Genomic DNA, 16,326 nt, shown 5'->3' with positions numbered 1-16,326 from the left:
ATGAAAGTGATAATACGGGTTGCCTTTGTCCTGGCTTTTGGGCTTGTATTGACGGCTTGCCAGCCTCCATTGCCCGGCGCGCTGGAGAGCGTTGAGCCCGAGGTGATCACAGTGCAGGTTACCCCGGCGGTGGAACACTGGCTGCCGCGAGTCGCCGCCTGTGCGCAGGAGATCCCCGATTTTGGTGTTTATGCCCGGGTTCGACCCCGAGCAGACCTGGCGGGTGAAGATAGCGACCTGGTCTTGCGCCTGGGGGAGCGGATGGAGGGCGATGTGTTCGTGGCGGTGATGGGCAGCGAGGAAATCGTCCTGGTGGCAGGAAGAGACGTGCCGACGGCTGCCCTGAGCCTGGAGAGCCTGCAGGCGATCTACGCCGGGGAGATCAGCGACTGGGCTGATGTCCCTGAAGCACGGGTCAACCCGGGCGCAGGAGTAGCGCCGATTGTACCCCTGGCTTACCCTGCCGAGCATGAAATGACGTTTCTCTTCAGGAAGGCATTTCTACACGATGCCGCCATCCCGAGCGCCGTGCAGACTTTTTCAACAGTGGGATTTTTAGAAGAACTGCTGGCGTTGTACCCCACGGGGATCGGTTTCCTGCTGCAGAGCCAGGCGACGGAGGGAATGCGCATTGTGCCCATCGACGCTGAAACGCCGATTGCCAGCAAGCAGTACGTGTTGGCGGTCACCTCACAGGCGCCGGAAGGCCGTTTGAAGGCGCTGCTGACTTGCTTGCAGAGCGCTCAATGAGCGCTGCGGGGGAAAATCAAGGTGATGATCAGTGAATGATCACACATAAGACCAGGCCAGCCTGTAAGCCGCATTCTGTCCGGTGGGAAACCCGCCTGGATGGACATCTATCTGGGCTGACGGTTGCCCGCCAGCTCGTGCGGTCTACCCGGAGATGATGGGGAGCCGGGCTGCTCCCGCCCAAAAAGAGCTTCTCTCCTGCTTGACCTTGCACCGCATGGGGGTTGCCTGGCCGGGGACATTGCTGCCCCCGCCGGTGGTCTCTTACACCACCCTTTCACCCTTACTCACCCAAAGGTGAGCGGTCTTCTCTCTGTGGCCCTGTTCCAAACGTTTACACGCTTCCGGGCGTTACCCGGCATGCTGCCCTGTGGTGTGCGGACTTTCCTCGGGCGCCGCGCGCCCGCGTCCATCCGGCTGACCTGGTCTTCTGAATGGAGTCTTATTATACGATTAAATGCGATCAAAAGGTTGGTGGTGTTGAAAGATAAATGAAATTTTTCAATCGGTTTATGAATGAATGTAAATATAAATAATAATTTATTGAAATAGAGAATACTATCTCAATTCGTAGCAACAACCCATTGCAAATTCTCTATGTACCCTGAAAGGGCATCGAACTGTTTTTGCCCAACCCAAAGACTAGGCTAAAGATTTTTTAAACCCGAAACACAGGCGCGGTGAAAATACTTGACTTAATTGGTCTGATTTGATACATTATTAGAAAATGGGCTGATTCGGAGGTGTATCTGATGGTTAAGCAGTTTTCAAAAAAAGATATTCAGGATGTAATCGATGCGGCGCAGCGGTTGAATGTGGAGCTGGACGAAACCGAAGCTGTGGAGTGGCTGGAAGCGATCCAGAAGGCAAAAGAGAGCGATGATGACATCGCTTTTTGCGAGCGGACCGGGGTCTTCGGTCAGAATGTAGTTATGCTGGATTTCAGCCCCGAGCGGCTGGATTATTTCCGCAAAATTGGCAACCTGGTTGAGTTCTATGATGAGCCCGGCCGGGTAGAGACCGCGCTGGCGCTGTCGGGGTCATCGGCGCAGTCAAAAATTCAACGCTTTCCGGGCGATGCTGACTATTTTGAGCGGGTGAACATCATCGCGCCAACAAAGGAAGCGGCCTGCCAGATCTTGGCGGAGATCATGCGCGAGAAGGCGCTCTCAACGGCGCAGGGACCGACCTACCAGTTGATCGAGGTGAAAATGGGCTCTTACCCGGCGGATTTTGTCAAGGGTAATCGCACTTACCGGGCTGACAGCCCGATCTCCTGGGAGCCGGATGAAATCGCTGCTGGAAAGAAGGTTGGCTTTACGCCAGACGGACAACCCTTTGAGATCCCCTGGGAGGAGGCTGCCCAGGACCCGGGCTGGTGCAAACTGGACTGGGTGGTGGCAGACCCGATCAACGGTTCGCTGGCGAATGCTAGCAATATGCTGGATGTGACCTGGGAGGCGCCCGACGGTTCGATCACGCCGCTGGATGGGTATTTGGACCCTTATTTTCAGGAAATTTACCTGCAGGCTGAATCCGTACCGATTTTCTCCAAGTTGGCGCAACACGTCAGCGCAGATGCGCTGGACGAATACGTGACCGCGCTGGAAGGGGAGGTGCGAAAATACCTCACCAAGCAGATTAATTATGGGAAGGCTGCCAAGCGCATGTACAATATCTTCCGGCTGACGGGTCAATACCCTGAAGCGGTTTTCCTGCGAGAGCTTTTTGATGAGCCGGCTTCATTGCTGTACCAGGTGTGGTCGTTGATTCGCACCGTGGACGATGCCATCGCAGCCAATGCGCCCTTCAAAACCGAGCAATTGACCCGCCAGGCTGAGGAATTGATGATGGAGGTCATCCGAGTCATGGAGGACCCGCGCGAGGCTGAAATCGTCAAGCGCATTTTGCGCTTCAGGGATGCGATCAAAAATATGGAAACCAATGTGTCTCTGACTGCGGAAGCAGAAGCGGCTCGTGATGAGGTGATCAACGTGGTGAATAACTTCTTTTATGAGAAGTTGACCGCCATACCTGAAATCCGGGATTATATGAATTCGTTCATAGAAGACGATTAAACACAGGATAAGTGACTGGACAAACGCCCTTGCTTCAGGTAAAATAAGCCGTCGTTAACATTGAAAGAAATCCAGAAAGCTATTGGAGGTAGGACCTTGGCAAATATTAAATCGCAAATCAAACGCAATCGTCAAAATAAAAAGCGACGCGACCAGAATCGTGAGGTTCGGGGACGAGCCCGCACAGCCCTTAAAAAAGCCAGGCTGGCGATTGAGAGCGGCAATGTTGAGGAAGCGCGCACAGCGACCCAGGTTGCGACAAAAGCCATCGATAAAGCCGCCGCAAAGGGCGTTTATCATCAGAACAAGGCTGCACGCCAGAAAAGCCGACTGATGCAGCGATTAAACCGTATGGATTAGCGTCTGCGCGTTAAACCTGTGTTAATGGATCAATTGCAGCGGGAGCAAAATGTGCTCCCGTTTTGTGCTTATTAGAACCGTCGAAGAATTAAATCTTAGCGGTAAAAACATTCAACAACTCAGGAAAACGGATCAAGCGAAGATATTTGTGAAATCAATCGCCATTGAGGGTTTCGTATAGCCAATCGTTAGCCTTAGAAATCGACCAGATCGCTTTTTTATCCATGATCCAGGTGATATAATACTCTCGGTCGAAAAAATGCCATCGGGATGATCGCAGCTCATGTTTGCAGCAGAGAAAACGTTTATCGAATCGAAAATCAAGGCGTATTTACAATCTTTGGAGATTGAACACGCGGCGATTGAATTTCGGCAGATTCCCTTCAGCGGTGAGTGGGGTCTGGCAGTGCCCCTGTTCCCTCTGGCAGCGGCTGAGGCGCGGACGGGGAAAAAGATCAATGTACCCCAACGCGCGCAGGAGCTGGCTGAGGGCATAAAAACCTACCTGGGGGATGATTTGGGCGGCTTTTCTCACGCTGAAGCCGTGAACGGCTACCTCAACCTGTATTTTTCAACCTCAACCTACGCGCAGCGGGTGATCGACACCGTATTGGAACAGGGGGCGCATTATGGCTGCCATCCCGACCGGGGTGAGACCGTAATGGTGGAATACTCACAGCCCAATACGCATAAAGCCTTTCATGTGGGGCACCTGCGCAATGTGATCCTGGGTGGCAGCATCTGCCGGATTTTGGAATGTGCGGGATACAAGGTGATCCGGGCGAATTACCTGGGTGATATTGGTCTGCATGTGATCAAATGGATGTGGAATTACTTGAAGAACCATGACGGTGAAACCCCCACTGAGGACCATACGCACTGGATGAACCAGATCTACGCAGAAGCGGACCGCTTGTTCCAGGATCCGGAAAATGAAGCGGAAGTGCGTGCCCTGTATGCCCGCTGGAATCAGAGAGACCCTGAAATACTTGCCTTGTGGGAAAAGACCCGTGCCTGGTCGCTGGAGGGGTTTGATCAAATCTATCACCAGTTGGACGAGCACTTTGACCGCTTGTATTATGAAAGTGAAGTGGAAACTGCGGGCGTTGAATTGGTCGAGAGCTTGATCGCATCAGGTCTGGCACAGGATGAACGTCCTGAGGGACCCGTGATTATGGATCTGGATCAAATTTTAGGAACCGAAGATGAATACCGGGTTTTAGTCGTGCTCCGATCCGATAGTTCATCGCTGTATGCAACCAAGGATTTGCCCTTGGCGATTAAAAAATTTGAAGACTATCAATTGGACAAATCGATTTATGTGATCGATGTGCGCCAGTCACTTTATTTAAAACAGATTTTTAAGACATTAGAGATCATGGGCTTTGAGTGGGCGGATAAACTCTACCACCTGGCTTATGAGCTGGTGAATCTGCCCGGAAATGTGACGATGGCATCTCGCGAAGGAACGGTGGTGCTGTTTGATGACCTGGTCAGAGAGGCGACACGCCGGGCTAAGGCAATTGTTGAAGAAAAGAACCCGGAACTAACTGAAACAACAAAACAAGAGATCGCCGAAGCGGTTGCACTGGGCGCAATTAAATACACGATGCTTTCGCGGGACAATACCAAAGTGGTCACCTTTGATTGGGATGCTGCGCTGGATTTTAACGGCCAGGCTGCGCCGTATATTCAGTACGCCCATGTAAGGGCAGGTAGCATATTGCGCAAAGCCGGGCAAGTTTTGCCGGAGCTTAAGGTTTATCCAGATGAATTGCACAAAACCGAAGTGGACCTGATTGAATTAATGACCCGGTTGCCCGCAGAAGTTTATCGGGCTGCCGAGGAGTATCGACCCTTGATTATTGCTAATCTGTCCTTTGAGGTTGCCAGGGCGTTTAATGACTTTTATAATTCTTGCCAGGTGCTTAATGCCGCGCCCGGCATACGGGAGTTTCGTTTACGGCTGGTTGCAGCAGCACAGCAAGTGCTGGCAAGCAGCTTGCGGTTGCTGGGAATCAGAGCGCCCAGTGTCATGTAATCATAACGTGTGTTAACCAACAATTCAAAAAGGAGAAAATTTTCATGAAAAAAATTAGAACCATTATCATGGGTGCTGCAGGACGTGACTTTCACAACTTCAACACCTACTTCCGAGGAAATGAGCAATATGAAGTCGTTGCCTTTACCGCCGCCCAAATTCCCAACATTGAGGATCGCAAATACCCGCCAGAATTAGCCGGAGACCTTTACCCTGAAGGTATCCCGATCTTAGCAGAGGGACAGATAGAAACCTTGATCAAAGAAAAAAACATCGATGAAGTGGTGTTTGCATACAGCGATGTGACCTATACCCATGTGATGAGCCAGGCGGCTATCGTCAATGCAGCCGGCGCCGATTTTCGCTTATTGGGTACCAAGGAAACACAAATCAAATCCACCAAGCCCGTGGTTTCTGTGTGCGCTGTGAGGACGGGCGCGGGAAAAAGCCAGACGAGTCGACGCGTGGCGACGATCCTGCAAGAACTGGGTTTCAAAGTCGCTGCCATTCGGCATCCCATGCCCTATGGTGATCTTGTTAAACAAAGGGTGCAGCGTTTTGCTGACTACAGCGATCTGGACAAGCATGAATGCACCATTGAAGAGCGTGAGGAGTACGAACCCCATATTGACAACGGGACGATTGTTTTCGCCGGTGTCGATTACGAAGCGATTTTACGCGAAGCTGAAAAAGAAGTCGACATCATTGTGTGGGACGGTGGCAACAATGACTTCTCTTTCTACGTCAGTGATTTGCTGATCGTTGTGGCGGACCCGCATCGGGCCGGGCATGAACTGCTTCATTATCCCAGCGAAACCAACGCACGCCTGGCGGATGTGTTCGTGATCAACAAGGTTGACACAGCCAATCTGGAGGATGTGATCACGGTCAGAAAAAACCTTAATAAGCTGAACCCCGACGCTGTGATCGTTGAAGGCGCCATTCCTATGTTTGTGAAAGATCCCGAAGCCATTCGCGGTAAGCGCGTGCTGGTGGTTGAGGACGGACCGACGCATACTCACGGCGATATGCCTTATGGAGAGGGTTACATCACTGCCCGGCGCTTTGGCGCAGGAGAGATCGTGGATGCGCGCCCATACGCGGTCGGTTCAATCCGTGAGACTTTTGAAAAATTCCCCGGAATCGGCAGGGTTTTACCCGCGATGGGTTATGGCGGTCAGATGGTGCGAGACCTGGAAGAAACGATCAATGCAACGGATGCTGACCTGGTGATCTCGGGTACACCCATTGACCTGAACCGCGTGATTAAGATCAACAAACCCATTGTTCGTGTACACTACGAATTGCAAGAGATTGGTGAACCTTCATTGACATCTATTTTGAAGAAAAAGTTTATGTAAATTCAAATTTATTAAAATTTTATACGGGGTCCCATGACGGGGACCCCGTTTTGCACTTAATGCGGTAAGATTTAAAATTGGCAACGAATTAATCAGCGAGAACAACGAGTAAGAACACCATGTATTTTGATGAAGCAGAAATCTATGTGCAATCAGGGCGGGGTGGCGATGGTATGGTACATTTCCACCGGGAGAAATATCGCCCGCACGGCGGCCCTGATGGGGGAGATGGTGGCAGGGGCGGTGATGTGATCCTGCGGGTTAACCCGAAAAAGAACACCCTGTTTGATTTTCATCATCGTGCAAGGTACGTTGCCGCTGACGGCAGACCTGGCGGACCGAACAATATGACCGGTAAATCGGCCAAAGACCTGATCGTTGAAGTGCCCCCCGGCACGCTGGTCTACAATGCAGATACAGGCGATCTTATCGGCGATATGGTTGAACCGGAGCAAACACTGGTGGTCGTTAAAGGCGGTCGCGGAGGACGCGGCAACCAGCATTTTGCCACCAGCCGTAACCAGATGCCCCAAATGGCGGAACGCGGAGAACCCGAAGAAGCAAAAAACCTCAAACTGGAATTGAAACTGATTGCAGATATTGGCATTGTTGGTGTGCCCAATGCGGGTAAATCCAGCTTGCTGGCGGTTGTCTCGAATGCAAAGCCGAAAATTGCTGACTACCCGTTTACGACACTCACCCCGAATTTGGGCGTTGCCAGGCTGGATTTCGATACAACACTGGTTCTGGCGGATATCCCAGGGTTGATCGAAGGCGCGCACCAGGGAGTCGGGCTGGGTTCTTCCTTTTTACGGCATATCCAGCGAACCCGGGTTTTGATCCATGTTTTGGACGGACTTTCTGAAGATCCGCTGTCTGACTTTTCGCAAATTAACAGTGAGATGGCGTTATTTGACGAGAAAATCGTTGAAAAACCGCAAATCGTGGCTTTTAATAAAATGGACCTGCCCCAGGTTCAGGAACGCTGGCCAAACATAGCCGTTGCGCTAAAGAAACTGGGATTTGAGAATATTCCAATTTCAGCTGTGACCCATGAAAATGTTGAAAAATTATTATGGCGAGCTGCAACGCTGCTTAAAGAAGCCCCAGAACCGCAACCGGTTGAAGAAATGCCCGTCTATCGTGCTGAAGCGGACCCGCAAGCCTTTACCATTCAAAGGACAGATGATGGTTGGGTTGTTCGCGGCGAAGCGATTGAACGAGCTGCTTCCATGACCTACTGGGAGCACCGAGAATCAGTCAGGCGTTTTCAGCGTCTGATAGAAAACATCGGTGTTGACGATGCCTTGCGCAAAGCCGGAATCGAGGAGGGTGATACGGTCTATATCGGCGATTTTGAATTAGAGTGGCAGGATTAATCGATGACAAAAAAACGTTTGGGGATTTTTGGCGGTACTTTTGACCCTCCGCATATCGGTCATTTGATTTTGGCAGCCGAAGCACGCGATCAGTTAGCGTTGGATACAACGCTTTGGGTGCTTACGCCAGATCCACCCCACAAACGCGGTCAAGAGATCTCTTCGCTGACACATCGGCTGGACATGATCAAACTGGCTATTGGTGATGACGACGCTTTTTCGCTCTCTTATGTGGACATTGACCGTCCGGGTCCCCATTATACGGTTGACACAGTAAAAATTTTGAAACAGGAATACCCCGACCAGGTGTTGATTTACCTGTTGGGCGGGGATTCTTTACACGACCTGCCCAACTGGTACGAGGTTGATGCATTACTGGAGAACCTGGATGGGGTCGGGGTGATGCGACGACCCGGGGATGATATTGATTTGAGCAAGCTGTATTCAGCTCTTCCTCAGCTTGAAGAGAAACTAAATTTTGTAACTGCACCCCTGTTGGAAATCTCAGCAGACCAGATTCGCCGGCGAGTCCGACAGAACCGTAACTTTCGATATTACCTGCTTCCGAAAATTTATGAATACATCTGTGTAAACCAAGTTTACCAGAGAGAAACCGATTAAACAGCCAACCCGAAGCTGGTTTTAACAGGGATTGTTGATGAAGGTGAATTGAAACGCCGGTTGTTTTAAGGGTTAAAAAGGCTCACTGACCGGGTGAGGGGGGCACCCGGCCAGTGAGTAATTATATTAAATCACATTTTTTCAATTTTGTCAATACCTTCGCGTAAGTTTCCTTTTAATTGCCCTTGTTGGTTCATTAATTTGCGAAAAATCCCCGCAACTTTAAGCATTTTGGTCCTTCGAAGATCAACAATCCATTTTTCCTGACGCATTTATTCTTCATAGTTCAGGTTGATGTTACCCACGGACACATTAAGATTGATGGTTAGGGTATAACCCTCAGCAAGGGTTGAATAAGTCTGATCGGAGACCAGCCAGGTACCGCGAGTGTTGACATTGCTGACGGTGCCCCGGTTGTGGACAACGGCTTTCAACCCGGCTGGGATGACAATGGTGATGTTGCTGACGCCTGATTTGATATCCACACTGGCGTCTTGATTGAGTCCGCCTGAAAAGTCGAGGGTGTAATCACCTGCGCCGCAGGAAAAGGTCATTTGCTGAAAATTCGCATAGCCAAGCCCGTGGAGATCGGCAGAAGACGCCCCGGTAGTGAATTTAAATTCCTGCAAGAGGATTGGATTTGGGGCATCAAAGCGAATGGTGGTATCACTGGCGCCCTGTGAGATATTTAATCTGGAAAGCTGCAAACCTGTCAGATCAAAAATATTTTGACTGGCGCCTCCTTCAATGGACAATCGGAGTGGAAGCGCATCGGTCAACCTCAATTCCCAGGTATTTTCGATATCACTGTGGGGAAACCCTTTTATGTTGAAAGGATTGACCTGTTTGATCTCAACATAATTGTCTCGGCGGACAATTTCCGGTTTCCAAGCTTCAACATTGAATTTTATACTACCCTCTATCAGCTCACTGGCATCGGGAGTAATGAAAAACTTCCCGCCGGACATTTTAAAGATCAGTTCAGTCTCGCGGGCATTTTGCGGTACAGGTTCCGAAATAAACACAATTTGTGGGTCAATTGTCTCCAGGCGGATATTTTGAAGTGTGCATGCGAGTGTTGCCAGAAGGAGGGTGATCACTACAGCAAAAATTTGTTTCTTCATCGGTTTCTATCCTTGCTTCTTGTTGTTTGCCTTTTTGAAAATATCCTGATTATTTTTCTATCATATGATGTTTATACACCAGAAAGGCTTATCTGACATCATGAATCAATCAAAGGGAAAGAATTGTTTGATATTCCTACACAAATAAAAAATATCGTTATGAGCGTTTAAAGGCTATTGATTATCAGGTTATAGGGAAAGAATTAACTTAGAAAACCATTTCTTCCCGACCCGCCAGGAGATCCTTGATACGTTCCACAACGATTTCTAAATGCTCTGATCGGTGGACAAAATCGAGGTCATCGCTGCGGATTGTTAATACCGGGCACAACTCGAATCTTTCAATCCATTCGGAGTAAAACCGCTCTAAAAGTGACAGGTAGGATTCGTCAATGCTGGCTTCAATGCTTCTGGCACGCCGGCGGATGCGCTGTAAGATCACAGGTACCGGTGCCTGAAGATAAATCAACAGGTCAGGCTTGGGTAGACGCTCAACAACCAGATTGAAAAGGCGTAAATAAGCCTGGTAATCACGATCGTTTAAATTGCCCATATGATGCAGGGCGCGCGCAAAGATATGAGCGTCTTCGTAAATGCTGCGATCAAGAATGGCGGATTGCGGTAATTCTGATAGGTACAGGTGTTGGTCAGCCCGATGCCCTAAAAAGTAAATCTGCAAATGAAAGGACCAGGCTTGCATATTTTGATAAAAATCAGGAAGATAGGGATTATCAACTACCGATTCAAAGGCAGTTGTCCAGCCTAATTTCTCTCCGATCCGTTCGGTGAGGGATGTTTTTCCAGCGCCGATGTTTCCGGCGAGCAGTACAAGGCGTTTTGCCATTATTTTATGAATTCTCCTGACTGTAAGCGCTATTGAACCCTTATTTGGGCATATTCTGCTTGAGGAAAAGTTGCACCATGGTGAGATAAGGTTTGTATTGTTCAAACCTGACGCAATGACCGGCGCTGCTGATATGACCAAATTCGCCCTTATCTAAAATTTGGATGGCTTTCACCCCGAGTTTGGGGGTTACAATAGCTCCCCGATCGTTGTCTCCGGTGATAATCAGAGTGGGAACGGTGATTTTGCTGGCAATGTCCTGCCAGCCCGTAGGGTCAAAGGAAACTTGATCGAAGAATGCAGGGTCAAGGTCAAGCTTGGCTTGCGCCCATTCCGGGAGAATGGCTTCTTCCCAGTTGGGTGATTCTTTAATTTTATTTTTTTGAAGTTCTTTGAGGGTCTTCTTTTTGTCTGCCAGGTTTTGTTGTTTCCAATCCTGCATGGTTTTGGTTGATTTTTGTTCGTCAACCGGTAAATCAAACCAGGGGGGGTCTTCAAGGATCAACAACGCAAGTTTTTCAGGATAGTGCGCAGCGAAAACAGCCGCTGTAGCTGCGCCCATGGAATGCCCGATGATGCCCGGACGGTTCAATGCCAATCCGTCAATCAAATCATTCAGATCGGCGACAAGGTCAAAGCGCTTGTTAGGATCGATACGGGATGATTTTCCATGACCATAGGCATCAAACATGATGATGTCGTAATTCGGCTCAAGGTCCGCGGCAAGTTGGTGCCAGCACAAGCCGCTGCCCGTCAACCCATGGGCAAGGACAAGAACAGGTTTGTCGCCATTTCCTGTTCGGGTGTAATACAGCTCAATTCCATCATTAACAGATACTGTTCCTTGCGTCCAGTCGTTACGCATGTTTTCCTCCAGACAAAAAATAATGATTTCCGTAATTATACATAATCTTTTGGTTTTTTAAATAAGTGCTGGTAATTAATGTGGCTTTCGAATGTAAACTCGCCAAGACAAGGTAAGACAACATCAAAGGTAGATGTTGGTCCGGGAAGTGCCCGTTTTGTCAGAAAGATCAGCATTCGCTATACCCACAACTATAACATTTCCGACAGCCCTCCTCGTTGACCAGGGAAGCATGACCGCATTCGGGACATAGCCCCCTTTTCAGTCGAGGTTTATGCTCTTCATTGGGTTCAAAATTGGATAATGGCAGGGTAGGCGCATCACGCATTTGATCTTGCTGGTTGCTTTCTTCAATGTCTTTGTCTAGGTTGTATAGATATGAATCCAACGCTTTGGCAATACCATCGGGTAAAGAAAGAATGCGGTTTGCACCAAATCCGAGGGAACGACTTCCACCAATGCCAGAGAGTTGTTCTATCACAGCCTTCAGCCGTTTGCGGGGTTCAACTGGCGATGCGAGCCGCAGGATGTATGAAATTAAGCGCCCGATAGCTTCAGAATGGGCAGCGGTTTCTGTGCCAGCTTTAGCCGTGTTGATAAATACTTCGAACGGTTGATTTTCGCCATTTTCATTGATGGTGACATAGGTCTTCCCCAAAGGCGTTTCAATTGAATTTGTGTAACCCTTCAAAGAGCGTTGCCGAGGTTTGACCGGGTCGTGCCAGATGGGTAATTGACGGGAGGTTGCACTGCTCTCAGTTTGTTTTGATTTGGCTGTGCTTTTGGTCTCAAGGACAACCTGGTCCCTTGAACCCGTGACATAAACGGTGATGCCCTTGCAGCCTAATTCCCAGGCGAGCATATAAGCCTGAGCCACATCCTCCGTAGTTGCAGTTGAAGGAAAATTGATCGTTTTGCTAAGACTGTTGTCGACAAAAGCCTGCAAGGAAGCTTGCATGCGGACGTGTTCTTCAGCCGTGATGTCGCTGGAAACGACAAACACATTTCTGATGCGAGGTGGCAGGTCATCCACATCCTGACAGGAACCTGTTTCGAGGATTTTTTCGAGGATTTGTGCCCGGGTTTTAGCGTCAAAATTGCAAGCGTCCAGTTCTTTCAAGAAATTTGGGCTGATGTAATTGAGTTTTAAATCCTTGCCGTTGTCATTGACATGGCGGACGTAAGCCAGGGCAAAAACGGGCTCGCAGCCATAGCCTTCACAGCCAGCAACAGTGGCAATCGTGCCGGTTGGGGCGATCGTGGTTTGGGCGGCGTTGCGAATCCCGTGCTTACGAATGCCTTCGACCACAGTTTCCCAGTTAATTTCAGGTCGATGATAATTGTTTTTGTAAGGAAACAGCGGTTTTGGGGGAGTCCAGCGCATATTTTCAGGGTCGTAAAGGCTGCCCTTGATGGCTGGGAAACTCCCTCTTTCTTCAGCTAATTTGATGCTGGTCAGCATCGCGTGATAGCGAATGAACTCCATGACCTGGGCTGAGAATTCCTGTCCTTCCTTGCTCCCGTATGGGATTTGAACGTGATATAGCAAGTCACCTAAGCCCATGATGCCCAGACCGATTCGTCGAGAGTTCTGCGCTGCTTCTTTGAGTTGGGGAACAGCAGGGACATAGGCGTTGGCATCGATGACATCATCCAAAAAGATCGTGGCTGTTTCTACAGTCTTTTGGAGCTCGCGCCAATCGATGGTATGCTCGGGGACCAGATGTTCTGCCAGGTTGATAGAAGCCAGGCAGCAATTCTCGAAGGGACCCAGCCATTGTTCACCACAGGGGTTGGTTGATTCCAGAGGGTAAAGGTGGGGAACAGGGTTATCTCGATTGGCGGCATCAATAAACAGCAACCCGGGTTCTCCATTGTGATGGGCTTGTGTGACGATTTTATCAAAGAGCTCACGGGCACGGACCACCTTATGGACCTTGATAGGGATGTTGTTGGCGATCGCTTCATCCAGGTCGCCGTTGAAGGTCTTGTATTCAGGGGCCGTTTCGTCTGGGAAGCGTAATTCCCAATCGAGGTCGGCTTTTACCGCTTCCATAAAAGCATCGGTGATGCCTACGGAGATATTAAAGTTAGTAATCGCATTTTCATCCGTTTTGCAGGTGACGAATTGTTCGATATCAGGATGATCCACACGTAAGGTGCCCATGTTTGCACCCCTTCGGGTGCCTCCCTGCGCAACCTCATCGAAGGCCTGGTCATAGACTCGCAAAAAACCAATCGGACCCGTGGCAATACCAGCAGAGGATTTAACGCGTGCGCCAGAGGGCCGTAGCCTGGAAAAGCTGAACCCGTTTCCGCCCCCGGTTTGTTGGATCAGGGCAGCATTTCGCAGTGTGGAAAAGATGCCGTCTTCCTGCCTTCCCATGTCATCGGAGATCGGCAGAACAAAACACGCTGCCAACTGCCCGAGTGGGGTGCCTGCTCCGGTAAAGGTAGGCGAATTAGGAAAGAACTTTTTTTCAGCCAATAAATGATAAAAATCTTGGGCTCGTGCATCGACTGAGATTGGGTTTACAGTTTCAACCTTTGCCACATGATAGGCAACACGCCAGAACATTTCTTCGACGGTTTCAATCAGAGAACCGTTCTCCCCTTTTCGTCGGTAACGACGCGAGATCACCTGATGGGCGTTTTCACTCAGGTTTACTCTGGGCAGGTTTTCAGGCAGAGGAGGAGTTGGTAAAAGCTCATTCGATTGGATTTGTTCGCTATCGGTCATATCCTGTTCCTTAAAAAGTAATATTTATAGAAAAATTCAGTCAGTTAATAAGCGATCAATTTCAGAGCGAATATCTTCGAGGTCATCCAGTTGTAAATAGACGATGGCGTAACGAATATAAGCGATGTAATCCAATTCCTTTAATCCCTGGATGACCATATCGCCGACCACGCGAGACTGGACTTCAGATTTCCCCATGCGTTGGAGCTTGGCTTCAATTTCCCCTGTAAGCCGTTCAATTTTTGCTGCGGAGACGGGGCGTTTGCCACAGGCGATTAGGATGCCCTCTTTTAATTTATCACGGTTAAAAGATTCGCGCGTGCCGTCTTTTTTTACCAACAAAGGCGTTCCAAGGATGGGACGCTCCAGGGTGGTGTATCTTTCACCACATTGGAGACACTCTCTTCTGCGTCTGATCCCCCTGGAAGCGATTTTTGTGGTATCGATAACTTTAGAATCTTGCGACAGGCAAAATGGACATTGCATTACGACTCGCTTTTTTAAAATATATTGCTGTTAATATTCAACCCCCCACAGGTGGGGGTGAGGTTGCTCATAACCCCCACCTATTTGGGAGAATTTTTATTGTAGCATATGTTTTGGTTTTAGTAAGGGAATCTTCGTGTATAAACCTTAAAATATCGCCTGTCATTGCATTTTTTAACCTTCAGATACAAGCCTTCTAAAATCCAGGAAATGGGTTAAGTACATTTCTCTGAACCTGACGCCAAACGAGGCGGGCGTGTTCTTGCAGTTGGCGAAGTGGTTCCAGGTCGTCGTAGGTTAACAGGAAAACGCAGGTGGATCAGCCTGCGTTTTCCATTGAAACCATGAATTCAGGGGAGAGGAGTAATTGTTTCCTGAATTTTGGCTGGTTGATAGGCGTTCCGATAGTCTGCAAGCTTTTCGAATGCAGCTCCAACCGGAAATTATGTAAATTTATGAGGAACGCAACTTGGGTGCGCCCTCGTCAGTCTCATCAGCACCGATTATCTGGGATTTCGGTTCCGGAAGAAAGGCGGTAAATCCAGGTCTTCCGTGTTAATCCGCGTTGGAAACTCATAAGTTTCAGCTCCCTTCAGCGATGCTTCGCCGGACTTTTCAGCTTCTTGTTCAAGCATGCTGGGTAAGGGACGTTGCCTTGGGACATAGCTTCCTTTGTTTTCGGTTTTACTCAACACGTTGTTTAAGCTTTGACCCTCAAACCCGGTGGCAATCAGAGTGATTCGCAAGTTCTCTCCCAAGCTTTCGTCAATTACAGCACCGAAAATGAGGTTAACATCAGGATGGGCAGTTTCTTTAATCAGGGCTGCTGCCTGGTTAACTTCGGAGAGCTTAAGGCTATCACCGCCAGTTACATTAAAGAGGATCCCGCGTGCGCCATCGATAGTGACATCCAGTAATTGATTGGAGATGGCGATCTCGGCGGCTTTAACTGCTCGATCTTCACCGCTGGCTTCCCCGACAGCCATGAGGGCTGCGCCGCCTTCCGACATGATGGTGCGAACATCAGCGAAGTCGAGATTGATCAAGCCGCGAATGGTGATCAGCTCAGAAATGCCCTGGATGCCCTGGCGCAGGACGTCATCAGCAACTTTAAAAGCTTCCTGAAGGCTGGCGCGTTTATCAACAATTTGCAATAACCGATCATTGGGGATGATGATCAGGGTGTCGGCATGTTCTTTGAGCGTTAAAACACCTTCTTCTGCCGCTTTTAATCGATGTGTGCCCTCGAAGGTAAAGGGGCGTGTGACCACACCAATGGTCAACGCGCCGATTTCCTTAGCAATTTGGGCGACCACCGGTGCAGCGCCTGTGCCAGTTCCGCCGCCAAGGCCTGCTGTCACGAAGACCATATCACTGCCTTTAAGGACTTCATACAGTTCCTCAGCGGTCTCTTCTGCTGCTATCCGACCGATGCGGGGATCTCCACCAGCGCCGAGTCCTCGGGTAGATTTTTCGCCAATTCGCACACGCGCTTTGGCTTTTGAGAACGCCAGGGCTTGTGCATCCGTGTTGACTGCGATAAATTCGATGCCGGTTAGGCCTTCATCGATCATTCGGTTGACAGCATTGCAACCGCCTCCACCGATGCCAACAACTTTTATTCGTGCATATGATTCGGGTTGAAAACTTTTATCCATGATTAACTCCTCTTGTTTT

General features: G+C 49.4%; 14 protein-coding genes and 1 other RNA gene. 7 read left to right on the top strand and 8 right to left on the bottom strand.

Features of this window, described 5'->3' with window-relative positions; genetic code table 11:
* The gene (locus CFX1CAM_RS08700) at positions 1 to 750 is read left to right on the top strand and encodes a type 2 periplasmic-binding domain-containing protein (RefSeq protein WP_087862646.1); all 750 of its coding nucleotides are present in this window, start codon (positions 1 to 3) and stop codon (positions 748 to 750) included.
* A 48-nt stretch (positions 751 to 798) separates the two neighbouring features.
* On the opposite strand, the gene rnpB is transcribed toward CFX1CAM_RS08700, so the two are convergent.
* Positions 799 to 1,175, bottom strand: an RNA gene (gene rnpB / locus CFX1CAM_RS08695) — RNase P RNA component class A.
* A 327-nt stretch (positions 1,176 to 1,502) separates the two neighbouring features.
* On the opposite strand from rnpB, the gene CFX1CAM_RS08690 reads away from it, so the two are divergent.
* From CFX1CAM_RS08690 to nadD, 6 genes are all read left to right on the top strand, one after another.
* A complete protein-coding gene (locus CFX1CAM_RS08690; RefSeq protein WP_087862645.1) occupies positions 1,503 to 2,828 on the top strand; it encodes a hypothetical protein in 1,326 nt (441 codons plus the stop codon).
* Between the two features lie 96 nt (positions 2,829 to 2,924).
* Positions 2,925 to 3,188 carry a 30S ribosomal protein S20 gene (rpsT, locus tag CFX1CAM_RS08685; protein WP_087862644.1) on the top strand — a complete coding sequence of 88 codons (264 nt, stop codon included), beginning with the start codon at positions 2,925 to 2,927 and terminating at the stop codon, positions 3,186 to 3,188.
* Between the two features lie 283 nt (positions 3,189 to 3,471).
* A complete protein-coding gene (gene argS, locus CFX1CAM_RS08680) occupies positions 3,472 to 5,229 on the top strand; it encodes an arginine--tRNA ligase (protein WP_087862643.1) in 1,758 nt (585 codons plus the stop codon).
* A gap of 44 nt (positions 5,230 to 5,273) precedes the next feature.
* Positions 5,274 to 6,590: a cyclic 2,3-diphosphoglycerate synthase gene (locus CFX1CAM_RS08675; protein WP_087862642.1), complete on the top strand. Its 1,317-nt coding sequence runs from the start codon at positions 5,274 to 5,276 to the stop codon at positions 6,588 to 6,590.
* Positions 6,591 to 6,709: 119 nt separating this feature from the next.
* Positions 6,710 to 7,969, top strand: coding sequence for a GTPase ObgE (obgE, locus tag CFX1CAM_RS08670; protein WP_087862641.1), 1,260 nt, complete (start codon positions 6,710 to 6,712; stop codon positions 7,967 to 7,969).
* Positions 7,970 to 7,972: 3 nt separating this feature from the next.
* Positions 7,973 to 8,590 carry a nicotinate-nucleotide adenylyltransferase gene (gene nadD / locus CFX1CAM_RS08665; RefSeq protein ID WP_087862640.1) on the top strand — a complete coding sequence of 206 codons (618 nt, stop codon included), beginning with the start codon at positions 7,973 to 7,975 and terminating at the stop codon, positions 8,588 to 8,590.
* A 131-nt stretch (positions 8,591 to 8,721) separates the two neighbouring features.
* Here the strand turns inward: nadD and CFX1CAM_RS11420 are convergent, their stop codons facing one another.
* The 7 genes from CFX1CAM_RS11420 to ftsZ form a co-directional block, all read right to left on the bottom strand.
* Positions 8,722 to 8,862, bottom strand: coding sequence for a hypothetical protein (locus CFX1CAM_RS11420; protein ID WP_157891809.1), 141 nt, complete (start codon positions 8,860 to 8,862; stop codon positions 8,722 to 8,724).
* The gene (locus tag CFX1CAM_RS08660) at positions 8,863 to 9,714 is read right to left on the bottom strand and encodes a toast rack family protein (RefSeq protein WP_087862639.1); all 852 of its coding nucleotides are present in this window, start codon (positions 9,712 to 9,714) and stop codon (positions 8,863 to 8,865) included.
* Positions 9,715 to 9,922: 208 nt separating this feature from the next.
* Complete coding sequence (locus CFX1CAM_RS08655; protein WP_087862638.1) at positions 9,923 to 10,558, bottom strand: deoxynucleoside kinase; 636 nt, start codon at positions 10,556 to 10,558, stop codon at positions 9,923 to 9,925.
* 40 nt (positions 10,559 to 10,598) lie between these two features.
* Complete coding sequence (locus tag CFX1CAM_RS08650; RefSeq protein ID WP_087862637.1) at positions 10,599 to 11,423, bottom strand: alpha/beta fold hydrolase; 825 nt, start codon at positions 11,421 to 11,423, stop codon at positions 10,599 to 10,601.
* Positions 11,424 to 11,592: 169 nt separating this feature from the next.
* Positions 11,593 to 14,163 (bottom strand): adenosylcobalamin-dependent ribonucleoside-diphosphate reductase, encoded by a 2,571-nt coding sequence (locus CFX1CAM_RS08645; RefSeq protein WP_087862636.1) that lies wholly within the window; start codon positions 14,161 to 14,163, stop codon positions 11,593 to 11,595.
* Positions 14,164 to 14,199: 36 nt separating this feature from the next.
* Positions 14,200 to 14,649, bottom strand: coding sequence for a transcriptional regulator NrdR (nrdR, locus tag CFX1CAM_RS08640; protein WP_087862635.1), 450 nt, complete (start codon positions 14,647 to 14,649; stop codon positions 14,200 to 14,202).
* Between the two features lie 503 nt (positions 14,650 to 15,152).
* Positions 15,153 to 16,310, bottom strand: coding sequence for a cell division protein FtsZ (gene ftsZ / locus CFX1CAM_RS08635; protein WP_087862634.1), 1,158 nt, complete (start codon positions 16,308 to 16,310; stop codon positions 15,153 to 15,155).
* Between the last annotated feature and the right edge of the window lie 16 nt (positions 16,311 to 16,326).

Origin of the sequence: Brevefilum fermentans, assembly GCF_900184705.1 — a bacterium.
GTDB lineage: Bacteria > Chloroflexota > Anaerolineae > Anaerolineales > Anaerolineaceae > Brevifilum > Brevifilum fermentans.
This window is presented reverse-complemented; position numbering and strand designations above follow the sequence as displayed.